The organism is Streptomyces sp. NPDC004065, from assembly GCF_044903565.1.
Taxonomy (GTDB): domain Bacteria; phylum Actinomycetota; class Actinomycetes; order Streptomycetales; family Streptomycetaceae; genus Streptomyces.
In genome coordinates this window covers 71,095-93,244 of the sequence record NZ_JBJDQT010000012.1, presented here as the reverse complement: position 1 = coordinate 93,244, position 22,150 = coordinate 71,095, and the positions used below count along the sequence as shown (strand labels likewise).

Genomic DNA, 22,150 nt, shown 5'->3' with positions numbered 1-22,150 from the left:
GACACCCAGAGTCATGCAGAGCGGCGCGGCGCGCAGCACGAAGGCCCGGCACCCCTTCACGGGGGCCGGGCCTTCGGCGTGCGGGACCGGGACTAGTCGAGGTAGTCGCGCAGCACCTGGGAACGCGACGGGTGGCGCAGCTTCGACATGGTCTTCGACTCGATCTGGCGGATGCGCTCACGCGTGACGCCGTAGACCTTGCCGATCTCGTCGAGGGTCTTCGGCTGGCCGTCGGTGAGGCCGAAGCGCATGGAGACCACGCCGGCCTCGCGCTCGGACAGGGTGTCGAGCACGGAGTGCAGCTGCTCCTGCAGCAGCGTGAAGCTGACCGCGTCGGCCGGGACGACCGCCTCGGAGTCCTCGATGAGGTCACCGAACTCGCTGTCGCCGTCCTCGCCCAGCGGGGTGTGCAGGGAGATCGGCTCGCGGCCGTACTTCTGGACCTCGATGACCTTCTCCGGGGTCATGTCGAGCTCCTTGGCCAGCTCCTCCGGGGTGGGCTCGCGGCCCAGGTCCTGGAGCATCTGGCGCTGGACGCGCGCGAGCTTGTTGATGACCTCGACCATGTGCACCGGGATGCGGATGGTGCGGGCCTGGTCGGCCATGGCGCGGGTGATCGCCTGACGGATCCACCAGGTGGCGTACGTGGAGAACTTGTAGCCCTTGGTGTAGTCGAACTTCTCCACCGCGCGGATGAGACCGAGGTTGCCCTCCTGGATGAGGTCCAGGAAGAGCATGCCGCGGCCGGTGTAGCGCTTGGCCAGGGAGACCACCAGACGGAGGTTGGCCTCCAGGAGGTGGTTCTTGGCGCGGCGGCCGTCCTCGGCGATGATCTCCAGCTCGCGCTTGAGCTTGGGGGCGAGCTTGTCGGAGTTCGCCAGCTTGTCCTCGGCGAAGAGACCGGCCTCGATGCGCTTGGCCAGCTCGACCTCCTGCTCGGCGTTGAGCAGGGGGACCTTGCCGATCTGCTTCAGGTAGTCCTTGACCGGGTCCGCGGTGGCGCCGGCGGCGGCGACCTGCTGGGCGGGAGCGTCGTCCTCGTCCTCGTCGGACAGCACGAACCCGGCGCTCTCGGCGCCCTCCGGCTCCTCCGCGCCCTTGGCCTCCTCGAGAACCTCGTCCTCGATGAGCTCGACGTCGTCCTTCTTGCCGGCGGTGGTCTTCTTGGCCGCGGCCGTCGTCTTCTTGGCGGCGGTCGTCTTCTTCGTGGCCGTCTTCTTGGCCGGGGCCGCCTTCTTGGCTGCGGCCTTCCTGACGGGAGCGTCGTCCTCGACGGGCGTGTCGGCGGCGGGCGCCGCCGGCGTGGCGGTGGCGGTGGCCTTCCTGGCGGTGGCCGTCTTCGCCGCGACCGTCTTGGTGGCGGTGCGCTTGGCCGGACTCTTCGCTGCGACGCTCTTCCGGGTGCGCTTGTTGGGCTCCGCGGCACTGACCATCAGCGTCACACCCTCTTCCTCGAGGATCTGGTTGAGGCTGCGCAGTACGTTCTTCCACTGAGTGGCCGGAATCTGGTCAGCTTCGAAGGCCCGACGCACATCGTCGCCGGCGATCTGCCCCTCAGCCTTTCCCCGCTCAATGAGCGCCATGACAGAGACGGACTCGGCGATCTCCGGCGGGAGCGTACGGGATGTGCTGGCCGACACGAACAACCTCTCGGAACGTTGGAAAACGGCTTCCGGCCCCGTCCCTGGTGGACAGGAGCCGACCACCGGCCTGGGGATGGGCCGACGGTGCGGGCGGGGGCCGGGAAGATGCACAGCGCCGTGAACGGCGTCCGTATTCCTCCTCGGCTGTCACCTCTTAGGTCATCGCGTTGTTCCCATGAGCGTTACGCCCAATCCGCGTGGCCCGAGTCACATCCCGTAGGCGTTCAAAACAGATCGGATCTGGGCATACCAGGGGCGGCGTTTGTCCGCTTGTCCGCCCGGGCTTTCCGTCGTGGGCGCGGCCGGCCGGGCGCCGACGGCGCGGCGCGGCGCGGGGGAGGGTACCGCGGGGCACGTGACCGGGGTCCGCCTGCCGGCCGGGGGCCGCGGGCGGACGGCAGGGCCCCGCGGCCGTGCCGTCCGCGCGCGGTCACTGCTGTCCCGGTCAGTGCTCGCGAGGGGCCGGGACGACCCGCTCGACCTCCGGGTGCACCGTGAGCAGTTGCCGCATGGCTCCCTCGGCCGCCGCGCCGTCGGCGGCGGCGAGCGCGTCGACGATCCGGGCGTGCTGCGCCAGGGCGGTCTCGTTGGGCCGGTCGCAGCCGGTGACCGGGCCGCCGGAGACCTGGAGCGCGGCCGACACGATGCCGGAGAGGTGCTCCAGCATCCGGTTGCCCGCGACCTGGATGAGCAGCGTGTGGAACTCGGCGTCGGCGCGCGAGAAGGTGAGCGCGTCGCCCTGTCCCAGCGCGTGTCCCATGATCTCGACCATGTCCGACAGCCGCTGCTGGACGTCCTCGCGGCCGTGCCCGGCGGCCAGGCGGGCGGCGAGCGGCTCGATCGTCCAGCGCAGCTCGCTCAGCTCCCGGCGCTGGTCGTCGCGCTGCGGCCCGTAGGCGCGCCACTCGATGATGTCCGGATCGAGCAGGTTCCAGTCGCTGACCGGGCGTACCCGCGTGCCGACGTTCGGGCGGGCGCTGACCAGGCCCTTGGCCTCCAGGACGCGGAGCGACTCACGGACGACGGTGCGGGACACCTCGAAGCGCTGGCCGATCTCCTCGGGCACCAGGGGGCGGTCGGCGCCCAGGTCTCCGGAGACGATCATCTGCCCGAGCTGCTGGACGAGTTGTCCGTGCAGTCCGCGGCCGCGGCTGCCCGCGGCACGTCGTCCCACCCGGCCCAGCTCCGGATCGGCGTTCTCCCAGGCAGGGCTTCCGACGCGGTCGGGCAGGGCCGCCTCGGCGTACGGGTAGCGGTCGAGTTCGCCCGGGCCGGCCAGACCGGAGTCGGAGGAGCGGGCGGCGGTCATCATGGTGTGCGCAAGGGTACTCACGGATCCTTTGTCGGCGTCGCCTCCAACTGCCTTGAGGGCTTTGGTGAAAAGCACACGAAAGGGTGATCGCTCACTTCACCGCAATTGACGCGTTACCGGAAAGGAACAAGCCATCTCCGAAGAGTTGCGTGCGGAGCGCGATCAAATGCGTACAGAACGTGGCCATCTGGACCGGCCGCGGAGAGCCGTCACCACATAGGCGCACCCCAGCGCCACCAGGCACAACGCGAGTGCGCCGCCCATGGGTTGGGCGATCAGACGGGCCGCGGCCGCCAGGTACTGGTCCCCGCCGAAGGGCCACTGGAGCAGAAAGGACCGGCGCAGCCGCGCGGGCAGCCCGTCCGCGTTCCAGAGCGTGCCCCCCGACGCCGCGCGCAGCAGGGGTACGACGACGACCGGCACCGCGACCACCGCGGCGAGCCCGGCGGTGGTCGAACGGAACAGCCCCGCCGCGAGCACCCCGGTCCACGCCGAGCCGACCATCAGGCCGGTCCAACTGACTCCGAGCCGGAGCCAGTCGCCGGGGACCTGGGTGAGCTCCCGCCCGTGGACGACGTAGAGCAGCTCGGCGTCGCAGCCGACCGTGAGGAAGGCGAGCATCAGCGCCGTGCCCGCCGCCACCAGCAGTTTCGCGCAGAGCAGGCCCAGCCGGCGGGGCACCGTGCCCCGGTCCGCCGCCAGCGCGGGGTGACGGAACTCGTCGCCGAAGGACAGCGCGCCGAGCAGCCCGGCGCCGAGCGCGGCGGGCGGCAGCGGCAGTTGCCGCGGCCAGGCGGCCAGCAGCCGCGGCTGGGGAGTGTGGCCGATGCGGCCCAGTACCAGGGCCACGACGGCCGAGACGGTCAGGACGGCGGCGCAGGTGACGAAGCCCGTGCCGATCCCCGCGGCGCGGCGCAGCTCGTAGCGGAGGGGACGCAGGGGGCTCGGGCCGGGGCGGACCGAGATGGGGGGCGGCAGCGGGGACGACGCGTCGAACGTGACCGCCTCCGCGGGGCGCGGGGTGGGGATGGCCGGGTGCGGGGGCGCGGGGCGCGGGCGGTCCTGCGGGGCGTGGGTCCCGCCGGTGGTGGTTCCGGGGCGGGACGCGGCCCTCGGGCCGTCGGAATCGCCGGTGGCGGACGGGGCGTGGAGGCCGTCGTGGCCGTCCTGGCCGTCCTGGCCGTCCTGGCCGTCGGCGTCTCCGGTACCGGCAGCGTGCCCGTCGCGGGCGGCCCGCTGTCCGGGCTCGGCCGTGGCCGTGCCGCCGTGCACCCGCGCGGTGAGCGGTGCCCCGCCCTTGCCCGCCGGGCCGGCCGGCCCCTCGGAGCGGCCCGTGACCGGCGTTCCCGCCGAGGAGCCGGCGTCGGACCCGGACTCGCCGTCCGCCCCGGAAACGGCAGTGATCAACGAGCCTTCGGAGACCGATGCGACGCTCGAGGCTAGGGAGGCTGCCGTGACCGGCCTCTCCCCGGGGCCCGTCGCGACGGCCGCACCCTCGGATCGGGTGCTCCCCGGCGCGGTCCTGGACACGGAGGAGGTCCCGTGCTGCCCGGCGCCCCACGTGGTGTGCGCCGGGACCGCCCCCGCGCCGGGTCCCATGTCGCCGACCTCGTCGGCCAGTTGGTGCACGAGGATGCCGTGGCGGAACGCGGCCTCGCCCACGTCGGCGCACGTACTGCCGTAGACGGATAGCCGGTTGCCCTCCTCGTGCACCACCTCGACGGAGCGGCGCGCGGTGCGGGCCTCCTTGGCCAGGAGGGCGGCCAGGCGGGCCGCGTGCGGGCTGCGGACGGCGACCCGGGGGCGCAGCCGGTGCCGGGCGAAGTCCGCCGCCTCCTGGTCGGCCACGAGCCTGCCCCGCTCGATCGTGACGACCCGGTCCGCGGTGCCCGCCGCCTCCTTGGGATCGGCCGTGGTGAACAGAACCGTGCCGCCCTGTGCCGCGTGCGCCCGCAGCATGCCGTGCAGCCAGCGGTTCTCCCGCACCGAGAGCCCGTCGGCCGGCTCGTCGAGCACCAGCGTGTGCGGATCGGCCAGCAGAACGCAGGCCAGTCCCAGCCGCCGGTCCGCGGCGCGCGCGAGCGTGCCCAGGCGCTCCTCCCGAAGACTGACGAGCCCGACCACCTCCAGAACCTCGTCGGCGCGCCGGGCCGGAAGACCGGCCGCGGCGCACAGCATGCGCAGATGACCGCGGACGGTGCGGGAGGGATGGCCCGGTACGTCCCCGAGGAGCGCGCCGACCTCGTGCGCGGGATGGGCGATGCGGTGGAGGGGCCTTCCCTTGAAGTAGGTGATGCCGCGGCCCGGTTGGAGTTCGAGCATGAGTCTGAGCGTCGTCGTCTTGCCCGCGCCCGGCGCGCCCAGGAGCGCGGTGACGCGACCCGTGTGCGCGTCGAAGGAGACGTCGTCGACGGCGGGCGGAAGGCCCTTGCGGGAGTCGCTGGTCAATCCGAAGGCCTGGATCACCCGCAGCAAGATAGCGCGTTATGTCCGTTTTCCCGGGGTTTCACGCCGCGCGTTCACCAACCATCGGCATCACCACCCGTCACTTGGTTCCCGGTTCGCAAGCACATCGGAGAGCAACCCGGAGGCCAGGAGGAGTCAGGAGGAGTCAGGAGGAGATCAACGGGCACGGAAGTGCTGGAGCGTGTGGGGCGGTGGAGGAACCCGGCTCAGACTTCCGGGCGCAGCATCGGCGGGTTGAGCAGCGTGGCACCGCCGGCCCGGAAGAGCTGGGCGGGCCGGCCGCCCTGGCGGGTCGTCGTGCCGCCGGTCGGCACCAGGAACCCCGGAGTGCCGGTCACCTTGCGGTGGAAATTGCGGGGATCGAGGGCCACGCCCCACACCGCCTCGTAGACGCGGCGCAGTTCCCCGACGGTGAACTCGGGCGGGCAGAACGCCGTCGCGAGCGACGAGTACTCGATCTTGGAGCGGGCCCGCTCCACACCGTCCGCGAGGATCTGGGCGTGGTCGAAGGCGAGCGGGGCCACCGCCTCCCCGTCGCGGCCGTAGCCGCCCTGTTCCAGCAGTTCCTCCACGGGCGCCCAGCGCGCGTTGCTGGCGTCGCCGCCGGCCCGCGGCGCGGGCAGGTCGGGGGCGAGGGCGAGGTGGGCCACGCTGACGACCCGCATCCGGGGATCGCGCTTGGGGTCGCCGTAGGTCGCGAGCTGCTCCAGGTGAGCGCCGCCGGTGTCCTGGACGGGGGCCGCCGGATCGTGGGCGCGCAGTCCGGTCTCCTCGGCCAATTCGCGCGCCGCGGCCTGCGCCAGGTCCTCGTCGGCCCGTACGAAACCGCCGGGGAGTGCCCAGCGCCCCTGGAACGGGGGCTCGCCCCTGCGCACCGCCAGCGCGCACAGGGAGTGGCGGCGCACGGTCAGCACGACCAGGTCCACGGTGACGGCGAAGGGCGGAAACGCTGACGGGTCGTAGGGCATGCCGCGATCATAGTCGTCTGCCTGACGATAAACACTCCCTTCGCCGACGCCTTCGACGGTTGGTCCCGCCCGGCCCACCCGGTCCGCCCGGCCGCCTGACCCCCGCCCGACCGGTGCGCCTGGTCCGCCAGGCTGCCCGGTCCACCCGGCTGCCCGGTCCACCCGGCTGCCTGGTCCGCCCGGCCGCCCGGCCGCCCGGTCGCCCGGTCCACCCGGCTGCCTGGTCCGCCCGGCCGCCCGGTCGACCGCGGGTCTGTCTAGCCGCTGGGCATGGCCGCCCCACGTCCGCGGTCCCACACCGGGCCGCGTGAGGCAGGACGTCCGCCGGCGCTCCCTTCGGCTCGTGGGGCCGGTCGCCTCCTCGCCGGGCGGCCCTCAGGCGCCCGCCTCGGATGGTTCGCCCGCCGGGCTCCCGCCCGGCCGGCCGGTGTGCGGACCGGGCGGGCCTCCTGCCGTCCGGCTGTGCGGCCGGGTGCGGCCCGGTGACCCGGCGGCGGCCCGGCGTGTCCGGCCGGCAGAGGGGGGCGCGGGGCGTGTGCCGTCCGGACCCGGCAGTGCGCGTCCCGTGCCCGGGCCCTCCGTCCGCGACCGGCTCCGGCGGCGGCGAAGGGCTCGCGACGCCGCCGGGAGGCAGGGGTCCGCGCCACCACCCGCACCATCCGTGCCGCCCTCGCCGTCCACACCGCCCGTGCTGTCCCGCGCCTCGGAATCCGGTCCGACCATCGCCGCCTGCCCGTCGTGCCGCGCGCGTCCTTCCTCCGCTTCTCCGGCGCCGACGCCGGCGGCAGGTGACGGCGTGCCTGCGGCGTGCTCCCTTTCCTCGGTGAAGCCCGCACCCCCGGGACTCCCCGCACCCCAGTCGCTCTCCGCGCCCTCCGCGCCCTCCGTGTCCTCCGTACGCTGCCTGCGCTCGGTGCGCAGGCAGCGGCGGACCGACTCCGGGTCCAGTCCCTCGTTGCAGGCCTGGTGCAGCAGCCGTGCGAAGAGGTAGTCGGGGTCCGCGCCCAGTGCCATGGCCAGGGCTTCCCGGGCCTCCAGCTCGTCGCCGGTGGACCAGGCCACCCAGCCCGCCAGGGTCAGCGGGGCCGCGGCATGCTCGCCGTACGGGCCGACGCAGCGCCGGGCGAGGGCCCGCCACAGGCGCAGGGCGGGGCCGGCCTCGTCCCCTTCCATCCACGCGGCCGCACGGTCGCGCGTCGTGCGGTCCTGCAGACCCAGGATCAGGGCCGCCGCCTCCTCGTGGTCCAGCAGCCGGTCGTCGCGGAGGTCCGAGGGAGCGGCTCCCGGAACCACCGGCGCGTCGGCGAACCGCCGCATGACCCGCTCGGCCAGGGCCAGGGTCTCCTCGGCCACCTCGGCGCGGTGTGCCTGGTCGAGGATCCTGGCGACCAGAGCGCTTCCCGCGGCGTCGAGGGCGGCCTCCTGCTCCAGCGCCGCGGGGGTCTCCCAGGGGAGCAGTCTGGCCCGCAGCTCCCCGAGCGGGCGCACCTGGACTCCGGCGTAGGCCGCCGCCGCGGCCAGCACGGAGGTGCCCGGCAGCCCCATGGGCCGTCCCTCGTCGGGGCAGCAGTCGTCGCTGGGACAGCAGTACGACCAGAAGCGGCCGCCGGAGATGCACAGGGCCTCGATGACGGGCACGTCGAGGCGGCCGCACTCCGTGCGGAGCTTCTGGGCCAGCGGCCGCAGCCGCCGCATGACCTGCCGGGCCGACTCGCCGGCGGCCGGTTCCTGGCAGAGGAAGGCGACCATCTGCTCGGGTTTGGCTCCCCTGCGTTCACTGCCCGTGATCAGGCCGTGGGCCAGCTGCCGGGCCGCGGACGGCCAGTCGCCGGCGTTCCGCGGGATGCCCAGCCTCGCCCGGCCGCCGAAGCGGCCGGGTCCGCCGCGGTCGTGCAGTGCCGCCAGGACCATGCTGTTCTCGGGTGGGTATCCGAGCAGGTAGGGCAGTGCGTCGGCCAGTTCGGCCGGGGTGCGCAGGGTGATCCGCTGCTCGGGGCCGGGCCCGTCGTAGGCGATGTCGCCGTTGTCGGAGGGGCCGGTGGTCGCGCTGTGATTCGTCATGCGCCGACGATCCCGCGAAATCCCGTGCTCCGCTTCGGCCTGTGGACAACTTCAATCAGGGACACGTCAATCACATCGTCGGGCGGCCGCGGTGTCCCGATTGTCAGTGCCGTCCTGTTGTATGGGACCCATGGAGCACACGAGCAACGCCGACCTGCGGGCAGCGGCCGACGAGGTCCTCGCCCGTCTCGTCGGCGACGAGTCCGCCCGTCTGCGCGAGGACCAGTGGCGGGCGATCGAGGCGCTGGTCGCCGAGCGGCGGCGGGCGCTGGTCGTGCAGCGCACGGGCTGGGGGAAGTCCGCGGTCTACTTCGTGGCGACCTCACTGCTCAGAGCCCGGGGAGGCGGCCCCACCGTGATCGTCTCCCCTCTGCTGGCGCTGATGCGCAACCAGGTCGACGCCGCCGCCCGCGCCGGCATCCACGCCCGCACGATCAACTCGGCGAACACCGAGGAGTGGGACACCGTGCAGAGCGAGATCGCGGCGGGCGACGTCGACGTCCTGCTGGTCAGCCCGGAGCGGCTCAACAACCCCGACTTCCGCGACCAGGTCCTGCCCAAGCTCGCCGCGGCGACGGGGCTGCTCGTGGTGGACGAGGCGCACTGCATCTCCGACTGGGGCCACGACTTCCGCCCCGACTACCGGCGGCTGCGCACCATGCTCACCGAGCTGCCGCCGGGCGTCCCCGTCCTCGCGACCACCGCCACCGCCAACGCCCGGGTCACCGCCGACGTCGCCGAACAGCTGGGCACCGGCGACGCCACCGACACCCTGGTGCTGCGCGGGCCCCTCGACCGGGACAGCCTGAGCCTGGGGGTGCTGCGCCTGCCGGACGCCGCGCACCGGATGGCCTGGCTCGCCGACCACCTCGACGAGCTGCCCGGCTCCGGGATCGTCTACACGCTGACCGTGGCCGCCGCCGAGGAGGTCGCCGCCTTCCTCCGGCAGCGCGGGCACGCCGTGGCCTCCTACACCGGCCGGACGGAGAACGCCGACCGGCAGCAGGCCGAGGACGACCTGCTCGGCAACCGGGTCAAGGCCCTGGTCGCCACGTCGGCGCTCGGCATGGGCTTCGACAAGCCCGACCTCGGCTTCGTGGTGCACCTCGGTTCGCCCTCCTCCCCCATCGCCTACTACCAGCAGGTGGGCCGCGCCGGACGCGGGGTCGAGCACGCCGAGGTGCTCCTGCTGCCGGGCAAGGAGGACGAGGCGATCTGGGAGTACTTCGCCTCCCTCGCCTTTCCGTCCGAGGAACTGGTGCGCCGGACCCTCGACGTCCTCGCCCGCGCGGCGGGCCCCGTGTCGCTGCCCGCTCTGGAGCCCCTGGTCGAACTGCGCCGCTCCCGGCTGGAGGCCATGCTCAAGGTGCTCGACGTGGACGGGGCGGTCCGGCGGGTCAAGGGCGGCTGGGTGGCGACCGGCGAGCCGTGGACGTACGACGCGGAGCGGTACGACTGGGTGGCGCGGCAGCGCAAGGCCGAGCAGCAGGCGATGCGCGAGTACGCGGCGACCACCGGGTGCCGGATGGAGTTCCTGCAGCGCCGGCTCGACGACGACACCGCCAGGCCGTGCGGCCGCTGCGACAACTGCGCGGGCACCCGGTTCACCGCCGACACCTCCACGGCGGCGCTCGACGCCGCGCGGGTGGACCTCGGCCGGGCCGGTGTTGAGGTGGAGCCGCGCCGTATGTGGCCGACCGGACTCGCGGCGATCGGCGTCGCCCTCAAGGGACGCATCCCGGCCGGTGAACAGGCTGCGGAGGGACGTGCCCTGGGGCGCCTGTCGGACATCGGCTGGGGCAACCGGCTGCGGCCGATGCTCACCGCCCACGCACCCGACGGCCCCGTCCCGGAGGACGTGGCGCGGGCCGTGGTGGGTGTGCTGGCCGACTGGGCGAAGGCGCCCGGCGGCTGGGCTTCGGGGGCGCCGGACGCGCCGCCGCGCCCGGTCGGCGTGGTCACCCTGGCCTCCCGCACCCGGCCACGGCTGATCCGGTCCCTCGGCGCGCACATCTCGGAGGTCGGGCGGCTGCCCCTGCTGGGCGCCGTGGAGTACGCCGGGGACGTGCAGCGGGTGCCCCGCAGCAACAGCGCGCAGCGGCTGAAGGCCCTCGACGGGGCACTGACCGTGCCGCCGGCGCTGGCGTCGGCCCTCGCCGGGAACCCCGGTCCGGTGCTGCTCGTGGACGACTACACGGAGACGGGCTGGACCCTCGCGGTAGCGGCCCGCCTGCTGCGGCGGGCCGGCGCCCAGGGGGTGATGCCGCTGGTCCTCGCCGTGCAGGGCTGAGGTGCCGGAGGTGAACCCATGGGCGCGGGACGCCCGGGACCGCGCCCGCGAGGTCCGCAGTTCCGGTCACGGGCCCGCACCGCCGGCCGGTGACGCTGCGTGCACTCCCCCGGACCCGGCACGCACACTTGACACGGGAAGCGGCCCGGAGCGACCGTCTCAGGCGTCGCGCGCCGACACCCTGGGTAGGGATATAAGCCCCGGGTCGCCAGATAACGGTCGGCGGCTCCAATTGCTCGTTGCCGCATCACAGTTCGGCAGGAAGAATTGAGGTCCGCTCCCCGCACGGCCCAGCCGTGGTCCGGCAGTGCTCTGCTGCGGTGTGCGCTCCCCCGAATCCGACCCCGCCCCGCAGTGTGGGCGCGTAGCCGAAGGGAGGACCGTGACCTTCGGATTCGCTCCGTCCTCGGCGGCGTCGTTGTCGACGTCCGCCGCCTCCGCCCACAGGGTGCTCGAACCCGCGGAGTGGGCCGCCGCGGGCATCCCGCTGCTGCGCAATCCCCGGGAAGTCGTCAGCGGACTGCACGCCCGGCATCGTCCCCGGCCCGCCACCGCCGTGGTCGCGGTCCTGGATCCGGACGAACGGCTGCGGGCGAGCGCCTCGTTCGTGCGCCGTCCGGCCCCCGCCGACGGCTGGATGTTCCGCAACACGCTGCTCTCCCAGCTGCGCCGGGTCATCCCGCACGATCTGCGGCGCCGTACTCCGGTGCGCACGGCCGTGCTGCTGTACTGCCGCGAGGGCGAGGGACGTTGGACGGAGGAGGACGGGGCCTGGATGTGGGGTCTGCGTGACGCCTGCACGCTGCACGGGCTGCGCTGCGGGGCGTACATCACGCTGACCCGGGACGGCTGGCAGGTGCTCGGCGAGGGCCGCGGCGGCCGCCGCCCGAACGCGGACTCGGCACCTGAGCCGTTCGGCCTGGCCGAGGCGCCGCCCCCGCCGCCCCGCACCGGAGGCGCGGCCTCCGAGGTGCTGCGGCGCGCGGCTGCCCGCTGAGCCCCGGCCGTCGAACCACCGGCGACGCCACCCACCCGGCGAGGACCGCACGCGAGGACGCACCACCGCGGCCGGTGCACACCCCACGGCCGGTGCACGGCCCAAGTCGGCGCGCGCCCCACGGCCGGTGCACGCCGCACGGACAGTGGACGGGCCCACGGACAGTGGACACCCCGCTCCTGGAGGACGGCCCTCACCGGCGCACGGCTCGTCGCCGGCGGCCGGCACACGGCCGCTCGCGCGCAGACCGAAGCCCCCGCCGTGCGTGATCGCCGCAGCGGGGTCCGCCGGCCACCGACCGCCCGTCCGGACTCCCCGCGGACCTCGACGGCCTGGGCGGACGAGGCGGCCCCTAACCCGCCGTGCGGGCGGTTCAGACGCCGGCGCCGAGCACCGAGTTGATCTTCTGCGGGTCGCCGCAGACGATCAGCAGCGCACCGGCCCGGGCGTGGGCCAGCGGCAGGGCGGTGGCCGCCGCGCCGTCCGGGCCGCCGTTGACGGCGACCACGACCACGGGCCGGGCCGCAGCCCGCGAGGCCGCGGCGGCGTCCGTGTAGAACACGTCGTCGCCCGCGTCGTGCTGCGCCCAGTAGGAGGCTTCGCCGAAGGACAGCTCGTGCGCGGCCCACGGATGCGGCTCACCGGTGGTGATGACCAGCACCTCACCGGGGGCACGGCCCGACTCCAGGAGCAGGTCGACCGCTTCCTCGGCGGCGTCGAGCGCTCCCTCGGCCGAGGCCGGGATCAGCTGGATCTGCGGGGTGGCGGCCGGGGCCGCGGGGGCCGCCGGGACCGAGGGTCCGGGCTTGGCCGCGGTCGTGTCCCGCGGCGTACGTTGCACCGGCGGCACGGGCCGCACGGGGCCGGGACGGCCTGGCCGCGGCGGGGCCGCGGGGCGGGGGCCGGGTACGGGGCGGGGGGTCGGCGCGGTACGGCCGGTGGCCGGCGTGACGCGGGGACCCTGGGCACTCTCGTGAATCTGAGGCTCCTCGGGAATGAGAGGCATGGGCTGATGTTTATCAAACGCCGGTGCGGCGCGCGTGGGCGGGTGCCGCATTCCGGCGGGCGGAACGGTCAGAAGTCGAAGCCGAGCTGACCCTCGATCTCCGGAACGCCCGCGTCCGCCAGGGCGCGGACCTTCTTGAGGTGCCGCCACCGGGGCAGCGCATCAAGATACGCCCACGTCAGCCGGTGGTACGGGGTGGGCCCCCGCTCCGCCAGCGCGGCCTTGTGCACGGGCGACGGATAGCCTGCGTTGGCCGCGAAACCGAAGTCTGCATGGTCGGCACCCAGTTCGGCCATCATTTTGTCGCGGTGGACCTTGGCGATCACCGAGGCCGCCGCGACGGCCACGCACGACTGGTCGCCCTTGATGACCGTACGGACCCTCCAGGGGGCGCCCAGGTAGTCGTGCTTGCCGTCGAGGATGACCGCGTCCGGGCGGACCGGCAGTTCCTCCAGCGCGCGGACCGCCGCGAGCCGCAGCGCGGCCGTCATCCCCAGCTCGTCGATCTCCTCCGGGGAGGCGTGCCCGAGGGCGTACGCCGTCACCCAGGTCCGCAGTTCCGCGGCGAGCTCGGTGCGCCGCTTGACGGTGAGCAGCTTGGAGTCGGTGAGGCCCACGGGCGGCCGGCGCAGTCCGGTGATCGCCGCGCAGACGGTGACGGGTCCGGCCCAGGCGCCGCGCCCCACCTCGTCGACACCGGCAATGACCTTCGCTCCGGTCGTGGCTCTGAGGGAGCGCTCGACGGTGTGGGTGGGTGGTTCGTACGGCATGGCGCCCCCAGCGTACGCTGCCGCGATCTCCACGCGACACCCCCGGGGCGGTCCGGCGCCGGTACCGCCGCGCGAGCCGGTCGCCGGGGCCGGGCGGCCCGGCCGGTCAGGAGCCGTACGGGCGCAGCAGCGGGACCATCAGCTGATCGATCATGTCCTGCAGCTCCTGGTCGCTCCATTCACTGGTGCACATCTTGGTGCGGTACATCAGCATGGCCGGAACGGCGTCGTAGACATGGCCGTTCGCGGCGTCGGGCCGCACCTCGCCGCGCTCGATACCGCGTGTGATCACGGCTTGGATCAGCTTGATCATCGGCTCGACCACCCCCTCGTAGATCACCCCGTGGAAGCGTTCGGCCTGGGTCGGATCGCACTCGTGAATCACGGCGCGAAGGGCGCACCCGGGGCGCGAGAACATCGTGTCCCGGGACAGCCGGCACAGCGCCAGCAGGTCGTCGCGGACATTGCCGAAGTCCGGCGCCTCCTCGACGCGGGGCAGTCCGGCCTGCAGGGCGTCCGCGACGAGGTCCTCCTTGGTCGGCCAGCGGCGGTAGACGGCCGCCTTGCCGGTCTGGGCGCCTGCCGCGACGCCCTCCATGGTGAGGCCCTTCCAGCCGACCGTGCCGAGCTGGTCGAGGGCGGCGTCGAGGATCGCGCGTTCGAGGACCGCGCCGCGCCGACGGGGAGCGGCCGCCTGAGCGGGGGCGGCCGTCCAGCGCGAGGTAACCATCTGTTGTCTCCAGGGAGCGGGGAACGGGGAGCGGGAGCGGATTCTCCGGGGCGGGGCTTTTCGGGGGTACGGACCGCCCGGGCACGGACGGGGGTCCGAGCCGGGGGCCCGGGTCCGAGCCGGGGCCACGGGGTCCGGGCTGGGGCCCGGGTTCCAGCCGGTGGCACGAGGTCAGGGCCGGGAGCCCGGAGTCCGAGCCGTGGGCAGGGTGCGGACGTGGCGGTTCGTGCGGCAGCGGTGACGGCGGGGGACACGCCGCACGACCCGACGTTAAGTGAACGCTTGCGTTCACTAGCCGGGACTCACTACCGTTGACGCGACAGTGAACGTGATCGTTCACTAACGCCGTTGTGGGGGACCCATAGTGACAACCTCTCAGTTGATCCAGGAACAGAAACCGGGTGCGGCCCGCCGGGAGGGGCATCCCGGCATCGCGCTCACCGTCATCGCGGCCTGCCAACTCATGGTGGTACTCGACGCGACGATTGTGAACATCGCACTCCCGCACATTCAAGACGCGCTCGAGTTCAGTACCACCGACCTCACCTGGGTGGTCAGCGCGTACACGCTCACCTTCGGCGGGCTGCTGCTGCTCGGTGCCCGGGCCGGCGACATCCTCGGCCGCCGCCGGGTCTTCATGACCGGCATCCTGCTGTTCACCTTCGCCTCGCTGCTGGGCGGTCTCGCCCAGGAACCCTGGCAGCTGCTGGCCGCTCGCGCCCTGCAGGGCGTGGGGGGCGCGATCGCGTCACCGACCTCACTCGCCCTCATCACGACGACCTTCCCCGAGGGCCCGGAACGCAACCGGGCCTTCGGCGTGTTCGCGGCGGTCTCCGCGGGCGGCGGCGCCATCGGGCTGCTCGCCGGCGGCATGCTCACCGAGTGGCTCGACTGGCGCTGGGTGCTCTTCGTCAACGTGCCGATCGGCGTGCTGATCGCGGTGCTCACACCGATGTACATCGCCGAGTCGGAACGCCACCCCGGGCGCTTCGACATCGCGGGCGCGCTGACCTCCACCTCGGGCATGGCCGCTCTCGTCTACGGCTTCATCCGGGCCTCGGAGGACGGCTGGCGCGACGGCCTCACGCTCGGGTCCTTCACGGCCGCGGTGGTCCTGCTGGTGGCCTTCGCGTTCACCGAGCGGCGCGCCCGGGAGCCGATCACCCCGCTGCGGATGTTCGCCGACCGCAACCGCTCGGGCACGTACGTCATCATGCTGAGCCTGGCCGCGGCGATGTTCGGCATGTTCTTCTACATCGTGCTCTTCGTGCAGAACGTGCTGGGGTACAGCCCGATCAGGGCCGGAGTCGCCTTCCTGCCGGTCACCGCCGCCATCGCGGTGGGCGCGGGCCTGTCGCAGCGGTTCCTCCCGGTGCTCGGGCCCAAGCCGTTCATGCTCACCGGCTCGGCGCTGGTCGTGACCGGGCTCGTCTGGCAGACGTTCATCAGCCCCGACAGCTCCTATCTGGGCGGAGTGATCGGTCCGATGCTGGTGTTCGGCTTCGGCATGGGCCTGAACTTCGTGACCGCGACCGTGACCGCGGTCTCGGGCGTGGCCCCGCACGAGGCCGGGGCGGCCTCCGGCCTGCTCAACGCCACGCAGCAGGTGGGCGGTTCGCTCGGGCTGTCCATCCTCACCACGGTGTTCGGCACGGCGAGCAAGAACGAGGCCGAGAAGCAGGTGCCGAAGTTCCTCGCGGACGGATCGGCCGAGCAGAAGGCGGAGTTCGCCCGGACCCACCAGTTGCCGGCTCCGTGGGGCCACGAGGTGCTGGCGCAGGGCATCTCGACGGCGTTCGTGCCGGCCGCGGCGATGGCCGTACTCGCCCTGGCGACGGCCTGGCTGGTCATCCGGGTCCGCAAGAGCGACCTGGAGGCCCTGTCCGGAGCCGCGGGCCCGGGCCTCGGCTGACGGCGTGGCCCCGGCCCCGTGACGCGGGGCCGGAGTCCCGTGACGCGGGGGCCGGCCACGGCGGTCGGCCCGGGGCCGGGCGGAGGGGTGGACGGACGGGCGGACGGGCGGACGGGCGGACGGCGGGATCGTGGTGGGCCGGGCAGGGCGGGCGGGCCCCGAGGGGCCGGCCGCGACGGTCCGGGCCCGCCCTGGGCCCGGCCTTCCGGCCCAGCAAGGAAGAGGCCCCAGCTCGACGGCCCGGGCAACTCGGCGCGTGACAGGCCGGGCAACGCGGCACGTGACAGGCCGGGCAACGCGGCACGTGACAGCTGGGCAGTCGCCGTACGGCACGCGGCATCCGGACCCCTGGAGCTCCCCGCACCCCGTACCCGAACTCGCCCGTGGCCCGTCACGCGTCCGGCAACCGGCCGCGTCGCGCGCATCCGCCCCGCGGGACGGGCGGGGCGCGCGCTTCGCGCGCACCGGGACCGGCAGGCGGCCGTGGCCGTCCCGTCCTGCCCCTTCGCCGGTCAGGCCGTCGTCGGTGAGGCCGTCGCCGGTCAGGCCGTCGTCGGTATCCAGTGCGGCAGGGGCTCGGTGCGGTGCGCCCACTCGGCGGGCGGCTGACCCGCCTTCCCGGAGGCGAGCACACCGCCCACGACGGCGCAGGTGGTGTCCACGTCGCCGCCCGCTCCGGCCGTGGTCCAGAAGGCGTTCTCGAAGTCCCCGAGGCAGCGGGCCGCCGACCACAGGGCGAAGGGAACGGTGTCGTGGGCCGTCCGGCGCCGTCCGCAGCCGAGGACGGCCGCGACGGTCGCGGCGGCGTCGTAGTCGAGCATGTCGCGGGCGCGGCGCAGGCCGGCGCCGACGGCGCTCCTGGCCGGTACGAGGCCGATCACACCGTCCAGCAGGGCCGCGCCGCTCGGCGGCCCGCCGGGGGCGGCGGCCAGCGCGGCCGCCGCGGCGACCGCCATCGCGCCGACCACGGCCTCCCGGTGCTGATGGGTGGGGTAGGCCGAGATCTCCGCCTGGTGCACCGCCTGTTCCGGGTCGTCCGCGTACCAGGCGCCCAGCGGGGCGACACGGCCGGCGGCGCCGCTCCCCCACGATCCGAGCCCCTTGAACAGCGCGGGGGCCAGCGTGCGCCAGTCGCCACCGGCCCGGATCTGCTCCAGCAGCCGGGCGGTACCGGTGCCGTAGCCCCGGTCGGGGGTGCTGTGTCCGGCGACTGAGTCCGCGAGGTCGTCCTGGTCGACGCGGTGGTGGGCGGCCAGGACGGCGAGCACGGAGCAGGCCATCTCGGTGTCGTCCATCCACCGCCACGGGCCGGGCGGCAGCTCCCGGCGCCTGAGCAGCGGGTGGTGCGCCGGCATCCGGAGGCGCGAGCCCAGCGCGTTCCCCACCGCGAGCCCGCGCAGAGCCGCGAGGGCGCGCTCCAGCCGCCCTGCGGGAGAGGGGTCAGGGGTCATCGCTCAGCCACTCCATCCGGTGATCCCGTACGGTTCCGGATCCCGCCATCGCTCGAAGGGCCGGTCCAGCGTGTATTTGCCGTCGTCCCCGAGAACGAGCATCCGCATCTCCGCGTTCCCCGGATTCGACAGGGCCTCGAACTCCGCGACGGTCCAGTGGAACCAGCGCATGCAGAACAGCCGCATCGCCAGGCCGTGCGTGACCAGCAGCACGTTGGGCGGGTGATCCGGGTCCTCGAAGCTGCGGAACAGGGACTCCAGGAAGCCGCCGACCCGGTCGTAGACGTCGGCCCCGGACTCGCCCTGGGCGAAGCGGTAGAAGAAGTGCCCGTAGGCGTCCCGGTACGCCTTCTGCAGGCGTACGTCGTCGCGGTCCTGCCAGTTCCCCCAGTCCTGCTCGCGCAGCCGGGGCTCCTCGCGCACCCGTATGAGGTCCGGGTCGAGGTGGAAGGCGCGGAGGGTCTCGTGGGTACGGCGGTAGGGGGAGACGTAGACGCTGACCCGCTCCCCGGCGAACAGTTCGCGCAGCCTCTTGCCCGTCTCCTCCGCCTGCTTCCGGCCGCGCTCCGTCAGAGCGAGGGCGTGGTCGGGCTCCCGCTCGTACACGGAGTCATCGACATTGCCCGTCGACTCGCCGTGCCGGACAAGGACGATGCGCCGTGGTCGTGCCATGCCGAAAACACTAGATCGAGTGACGGCCGATCGAGGACTCCAGCGGCCCTCATACGGCGTAGGTCACACGGATCGTGCACCCTGCGCCACACAGAGCGCACGACCGGCCGGGCAGCCGGGCGGGTAGCGCGGCGGTCGGCCGGTCGGTCGGTCATCGGCCGGCCGGGCAGTCGGCGGTCCTCGGTCAGCCGGGCTCCCGGTCGTCGGCCGACCGGGCAGTCGGCGGTCCTCGGCCGGCCGGGCAGTCGGCCGTCGGCCGGCCGACCGGGGATTCAAGCCGACCGGGGATTCAAACGGTCCAGCTCGGCTCCAGCTCGACGATGTCGCCCGTGAGCGCCGCGACGTCGGCCTCGGTCTGGGCGCGCAGCGCCAGGCGCTCCACCCGTTCCGTGCGGTACTTGCCGTGCTCGGCGGAGGACTGCCACATCGACAGCACCAGGAACTCGTTCCCCGGCGCCTCGCCGAACAGGCCGCGGACCATGCCGGGAGAACCCGCCATGGCGGGGTTCCACACCTTCTCCTGCATGAGGGTGAAGTGCTCGGCCCGCTCCTCGTGCACCCGGCACAGGGCCACCCGCACCAGGTCGGCGTCGGTGAAGCGCGGCTCGAAGCCCGTCTTCACGTCGAACCGGTGGTCGAAGAGCCTGACCTGGGCGTCCTTGAAGGTGCCGACCTGGGCCGCGGCCAGCCGGTCGTGCGAGCGCGCCATGAAGGAGTCGTAGAAGGCGCGGCTCTCCCAGAAGGCGAAGGTGTGCGCCACGCCGGGCCGCCCCCGGCTCCAGCCACCCCCCTGCCCCCGGAATCCCGGCTCCCCCAGAAGCCCCGCCCACTTCCGCTGCCCCCGCTCGAACCCCCGGCGGTCCACCACGGTGCAGCGAATCCACTTGACCAGCACCGCGCCATCGTAAGGCCCAGGAGCGTGGCGCCGGTCACTGTCGTGGGGACAGCGCACGCGCGGGCGCCCCCGCGCACGTGGCACGATGGACAACGAGCGCCCGCGAAACGGAAGTTGGGGCAGGGGGGCGCACGGGGACCGGGAAGGGGGAGTCCGTTGAGCGGGCTCAGCAAGGGAATCCGCAAGGTCGAGGTCGCGATCAAGTGGGATCCCAGTCCGGCGGGGCAGCCGCCCACGGATCTGGACATCGTCGCCGCCACCTACCTGACGAGTGATCCGCACGGCGATCCGGCCTACGTGGTGCACTTCGGCAGCCGTGCCCCGGACGGCACGATCCACCTCGACCGGGACAGCAGGGACGGCAAGGGCCTCGGCTGGGACGAGGTCATGACGCTGGAGCTGGAGCGGCTGGACGGCCGGTACGGGCGCGTGGTGGTCGGCGTCGTCATCCAGCAGCGGCCCTCCCACCGCACCTTCGCCGAGGTGCTGGACCCGGGGCTGCGCATCCGTGAGGGCTACACCGTCCTCGTCGAGGACGACTTCGGCGGGGTGCCCGGCGCCACGGCGGCCACCGTCGGCGAGTTCGTGCGCGACGAACTCGGCGACTGGGACTTCCGGCCGGGCCTCCGCGGCTTCGACGACGACCCGGTGACGTTCACCCGCACCATGGGCCGCGCCCACCAGCAGTAGCCCACCAGCAGTAGCCCACCGGCAGTAGCCCGCCAGCAGTAGCCCGTCCGCGGCAGGGCCGCAGCAGCGACGACGGGGCCGGGTGCGCCCGCGCGGCGAGCACGGCCGGGGATCGGCCGTGCCGGCCCCGGCCGCACTCATCCCCGACAGGGGCCGGGCGTCACACGGGCGGTCGGGTGAGTCCGGCGGCCACGGCGTCGACGACCCAGTCCAGGCCGGTCGCGAAGGAAGTCCCGGCGTCGACGTCGGTGCCTTCGTGCACGGCCTTGGCCAGCGCCGGGAAGCGGCCCGTGGCCAGCATCCTCGTCACATGCGGGCCGGAGGCGCGCTGCCAGTCGCGTTTGGACAGGCCCGTGGCGCGCTCGGCCCGCAGATTCGCGATCTCGCGTCTGATCGCGCCGATGACGTAGGCGCTGACGGTCTCCACGGCGCGCATGACGGTGTCGACGTCGGCGAGGCCGTCGAGGGCGGCCAGCTGGGCCTCGGTCACGGCGAGGCCGTTCGGGCCCAGGGACGGGCGGCCGCCGAGCAGGTCGGCCAGCCACTGGTGACGCAGCGCGGCCTGCCTGGTGCGGTGGGCGATGACGCGCAGCGCCTCCGGCCAGTCGGCGGGCTGCTCCTCGGGGAGGATCTCGGCGTGGACCTCGTCCACCATGAGGTCGAACAGCTCCTGCTTGGTGGAGATGTATCCGTACAGCCGCATCGGCCCGGCGTTCAGCCGGGCGGCGACCTTGCGCAACGACACCGCCTCCAGCCCGCCCTCGTCGGCCAGGGCGATGGCGGCGGCGACGATCAGCTCCCGGTCGAGCGGCACGGGGCGCGTCGGCGGCTCCGGCCTGTCCCACACAGTCATGGCCGTATTGTTCCTTGCGATACAACGCATCGGCAAAATACGGTGTATCGACATGAGACATCGTATCGCCGTGGTCGGGAGCGGCCCCGCCGGCCTTTCCTTCGCCCGGGTCATGCACCGGCATGGCCACCGCGTCACCGTCCTGGAACGCGATCCCGCCCCCGACGCCCGCCCTCCGGGCGGCACGCTGGACCTGCACGAGGGACTGGGGCAGCTCGCGCTGGACAAGGCCGGGCTGCTGGCGCAGTTCCGCGCGCTGGCCCGTCCCGAGGGGCAGGCGATGCGCATCCTGGACACGGACGGGACCGTCCTGCGCGACTGGCGGCCCCACCCGGACGACCGGGCCCATCCCGAGATCGACCGCGGGCAACTGCGCGACCTGCTGCTCGGCCCTCTCGACGTCCAGTGGGGCCGGGAGGTGACCCGGGTGGTGCCGGGGACCCCGGACGGCGTGCTGGTCCACTGCGCGAACGGGCGGCAGGAGGCCTTCGACCTCGTGGTCGGCGCGGACGGCGCCTGGTCGCGGACCCGCCCCGCGGTCTCGGCGGTGGCGCCGCACTACACCGGCGTGACCTATGTGGAGACCTCGCTCGACGACGTCGACGCCCGCCACCCCGACCTCGCCCGGCTGATCGGCGACGGTTCCCTGGCGGTGTTCGGCGTGAACCGCGCGCTCGTCGCCCAGCGCAACAGCGGCGGCCACGTCAAGGTGTACGCCCAGCTCCGCGCGCCGCTGGACCGGCACGCCGGCCCGGACCCGGCCGACACCGAGGCGGTGCGCTCGAGCCTGCTGGCCCTCTTCGACGGCTGGGCCGCTCCGGTCCTCGGCCTCCTCCGCCACGGCACGGCTTTCGTCCGCCGTCGCCTCCACACCCTGCCGGTGTCCCACACCTGGGCCCACGTCCCCGGGGTGACGCTGCTGGGCGACGCGGCCCATCTGATGCCACCGCTGGGTGCGGGCGCGAACCTGGCGATGCTGGAGGGCGCCGAACTCGCCGAGTGCCTCGCCGCCGGCCCCGGAGATCCGGACAAGGCCGTCCGCGCCTTCGAGGAGCGCATGTGGGAGCGGGCCGGCCGGTGGGCGGAGATGACCACGGCCGGCCTGGAACGCCTGGTGGGCCCGGACCCCGCCGCAGCCCTCGCCCTCTTCGACGAGCTCCAGCCGTCCTGACCGCCCGGCGCGGGAGCACCGTCGGCACGGCACCGGGCGACGCGCCGGAGCCGCCCCCGCCACCGCCTCGCGGCCACCACCTCGCCGCCATCGCCTCACAGCACCGGGACGGGCACCCCTCCGGTGGGCGGCCGTGCCCGGCGAAGGTGCCCGGCACCCCCTGCAAACGCGGCGTGTCCCCCGCAGTCGTGGTGACTCCGGGGGACACGCCGTCGGCCGGACGCCGGGTGGCGCCGCTCCTGCCGGGGACTCACCTCAGCGTG

General features: G+C 74.0%; 17 protein-coding genes. 5 read left to right on the top strand and 12 right to left on the bottom strand.

Going from position 1 to position 22,150, the window contains the following annotated elements; genetic code table 11:
- Positions 1 to 92: 92 nt before the first annotated feature.
- From ACI2LW_RS15470 to ACI2LW_RS15450, 5 genes are all read right to left on the bottom strand, one after another.
- The gene (locus ACI2LW_RS15470; protein WP_404731698.1) at positions 93 to 1,640 is read right to left on the bottom strand and encodes an RNA polymerase sigma factor; all 1,548 of its coding nucleotides are present in this window, start codon (positions 1,638 to 1,640) and stop codon (positions 93 to 95) included.
- Positions 1,641 to 2,088: 448 nt separating this feature from the next.
- A complete protein-coding gene (locus ACI2LW_RS15465) occupies positions 2,089 to 2,976 on the bottom strand; it encodes a FadR/GntR family transcriptional regulator (protein ID WP_404731697.1) in 888 nt (295 codons plus the stop codon).
- A gap of 141 nt (positions 2,977 to 3,117) precedes the next feature.
- On the bottom strand, positions 3,118 to 5,421 hold the full coding sequence (locus ACI2LW_RS15460; RefSeq protein WP_404731696.1) for an ATP-binding cassette domain-containing protein: 2,304 nt from the start codon (positions 5,419 to 5,421) through the stop codon (positions 3,118 to 3,120).
- Between the two features lie 206 nt (positions 5,422 to 5,627).
- On the bottom strand, positions 5,628 to 6,389 hold the full coding sequence (locus ACI2LW_RS15455; RefSeq protein WP_404731695.1) for an NUDIX domain-containing protein: 762 nt from the start codon (positions 6,387 to 6,389) through the stop codon (positions 5,628 to 5,630).
- 375 nt (positions 6,390 to 6,764) lie between these two features.
- On the bottom strand, positions 6,765 to 8,450 hold the full coding sequence (locus tag ACI2LW_RS15450) for a DUF4192 family protein (RefSeq protein WP_404731694.1): 1,686 nt from the start codon (positions 8,448 to 8,450) through the stop codon (positions 6,765 to 6,767).
- A 130-nt stretch (positions 8,451 to 8,580) separates the two neighbouring features.
- Here ACI2LW_RS15450 and ACI2LW_RS15445 point away from each other — a divergent pair, with 130 nt between their 5' ends.
- Together ACI2LW_RS15445 and ACI2LW_RS15440 are read left to right on the top strand one after the other, a co-directional pair.
- Positions 8,581 to 10,740, top strand: a complete 2,160-nt coding sequence (locus tag ACI2LW_RS15445) for a RecQ family ATP-dependent DNA helicase (RefSeq protein ID WP_404731693.1) — start codon at positions 8,581 to 8,583, stop codon at positions 10,738 to 10,740.
- Positions 10,741 to 11,122: 382 nt separating this feature from the next.
- Complete coding sequence (locus ACI2LW_RS15440; RefSeq protein ID WP_404731692.1) at positions 11,123 to 11,737, top strand: hypothetical protein; 615 nt, start codon at positions 11,123 to 11,125, stop codon at positions 11,735 to 11,737.
- 373 nt (positions 11,738 to 12,110) lie between these two features.
- Here the strand turns inward: ACI2LW_RS15440 and ACI2LW_RS15435 are convergent, their stop codons facing one another.
- The 3 genes from ACI2LW_RS15435 to ACI2LW_RS15425 all read right to left on the bottom strand — a co-directional run bounded on the left by ACI2LW_RS15435 (position 12,111) and on the right by ACI2LW_RS15425 (position 14,243).
- A complete protein-coding gene (locus ACI2LW_RS15435) occupies positions 12,111 to 12,743 on the bottom strand; it encodes a hypothetical protein (protein WP_404731691.1) in 633 nt (210 codons plus the stop codon).
- A 68-nt stretch (positions 12,744 to 12,811) separates the two neighbouring features.
- Positions 12,812 to 13,513 (bottom strand): ribonuclease HII, encoded by a 702-nt coding sequence (locus tag ACI2LW_RS15430; RefSeq protein ID WP_404731690.1) that lies wholly within the window; start codon positions 13,511 to 13,513, stop codon positions 12,812 to 12,814.
- 106 nt (positions 13,514 to 13,619) lie between these two features.
- The gene (locus ACI2LW_RS15425; protein WP_404731689.1) at positions 13,620 to 14,243 is read right to left on the bottom strand and encodes a TetR/AcrR family transcriptional regulator; all 624 of its coding nucleotides are present in this window, start codon (positions 14,241 to 14,243) and stop codon (positions 13,620 to 13,622) included.
- A gap of 364 nt (positions 14,244 to 14,607) precedes the next feature.
- On the opposite strand from ACI2LW_RS15425, the gene ACI2LW_RS15420 reads away from it, so the two are divergent.
- Complete coding sequence (locus ACI2LW_RS15420; RefSeq protein ID WP_404731688.1) at positions 14,608 to 16,155, top strand: MFS transporter; 1,548 nt, start codon at positions 14,608 to 14,610, stop codon at positions 16,153 to 16,155.
- A gap of 542 nt (positions 16,156 to 16,697) precedes the next feature.
- Here ACI2LW_RS15420 and ACI2LW_RS15415 read toward each other — a convergent pair.
- The 3 genes from ACI2LW_RS15415 to ACI2LW_RS15405 all read right to left on the bottom strand — a co-directional run bounded on the left by ACI2LW_RS15415 (position 16,698) and on the right by ACI2LW_RS15405 (position 19,173).
- Complete coding sequence (locus ACI2LW_RS15415) at positions 16,698 to 17,606, bottom strand: ADP-ribosylglycohydrolase family protein (RefSeq protein WP_404731687.1); 909 nt, start codon at positions 17,604 to 17,606, stop codon at positions 16,698 to 16,700.
- A 3-nt stretch (positions 17,607 to 17,609) separates the two neighbouring features.
- Positions 17,610 to 18,278, bottom strand: a complete 669-nt coding sequence (locus ACI2LW_RS15410; RefSeq protein WP_404731686.1) for a histidine phosphatase family protein — start codon at positions 18,276 to 18,278, stop codon at positions 17,610 to 17,612.
- A 289-nt stretch (positions 18,279 to 18,567) separates the two neighbouring features.
- Entirely contained in the window at positions 18,568 to 19,173 is a 606-nt protein-coding gene (locus tag ACI2LW_RS15405) for a YdbC family protein (RefSeq protein WP_404731685.1), read from the bottom strand.
- Positions 19,174 to 19,329: 156 nt separating this feature from the next.
- On the opposite strand from ACI2LW_RS15405, the gene ACI2LW_RS15400 reads away from it, so the two are divergent.
- Positions 19,330 to 19,863, top strand: a complete 534-nt coding sequence (locus ACI2LW_RS15400) for a TerD family protein (protein WP_404731684.1) — start codon at positions 19,330 to 19,332, stop codon at positions 19,861 to 19,863.
- Positions 19,864 to 20,023: 160 nt separating this feature from the next.
- Here the strand turns inward: ACI2LW_RS15400 and ACI2LW_RS15395 are convergent, their stop codons facing one another.
- Entirely contained in the window at positions 20,024 to 20,716 is a 693-nt protein-coding gene (locus ACI2LW_RS15395) for a TetR/AcrR family transcriptional regulator (RefSeq protein WP_404731683.1), read from the bottom strand.
- Between the two features lie 52 nt (positions 20,717 to 20,768).
- Between ACI2LW_RS15395 and ACI2LW_RS15390 the strand changes: the two genes are divergently transcribed.
- Positions 20,769 to 21,887, top strand: a complete 1,119-nt coding sequence (locus ACI2LW_RS15390; protein ID WP_404731682.1) for an FAD-dependent oxidoreductase — start codon at positions 20,769 to 20,771, stop codon at positions 21,885 to 21,887.
- Positions 21,888 to 22,150 lie beyond the last annotated feature (263 nt).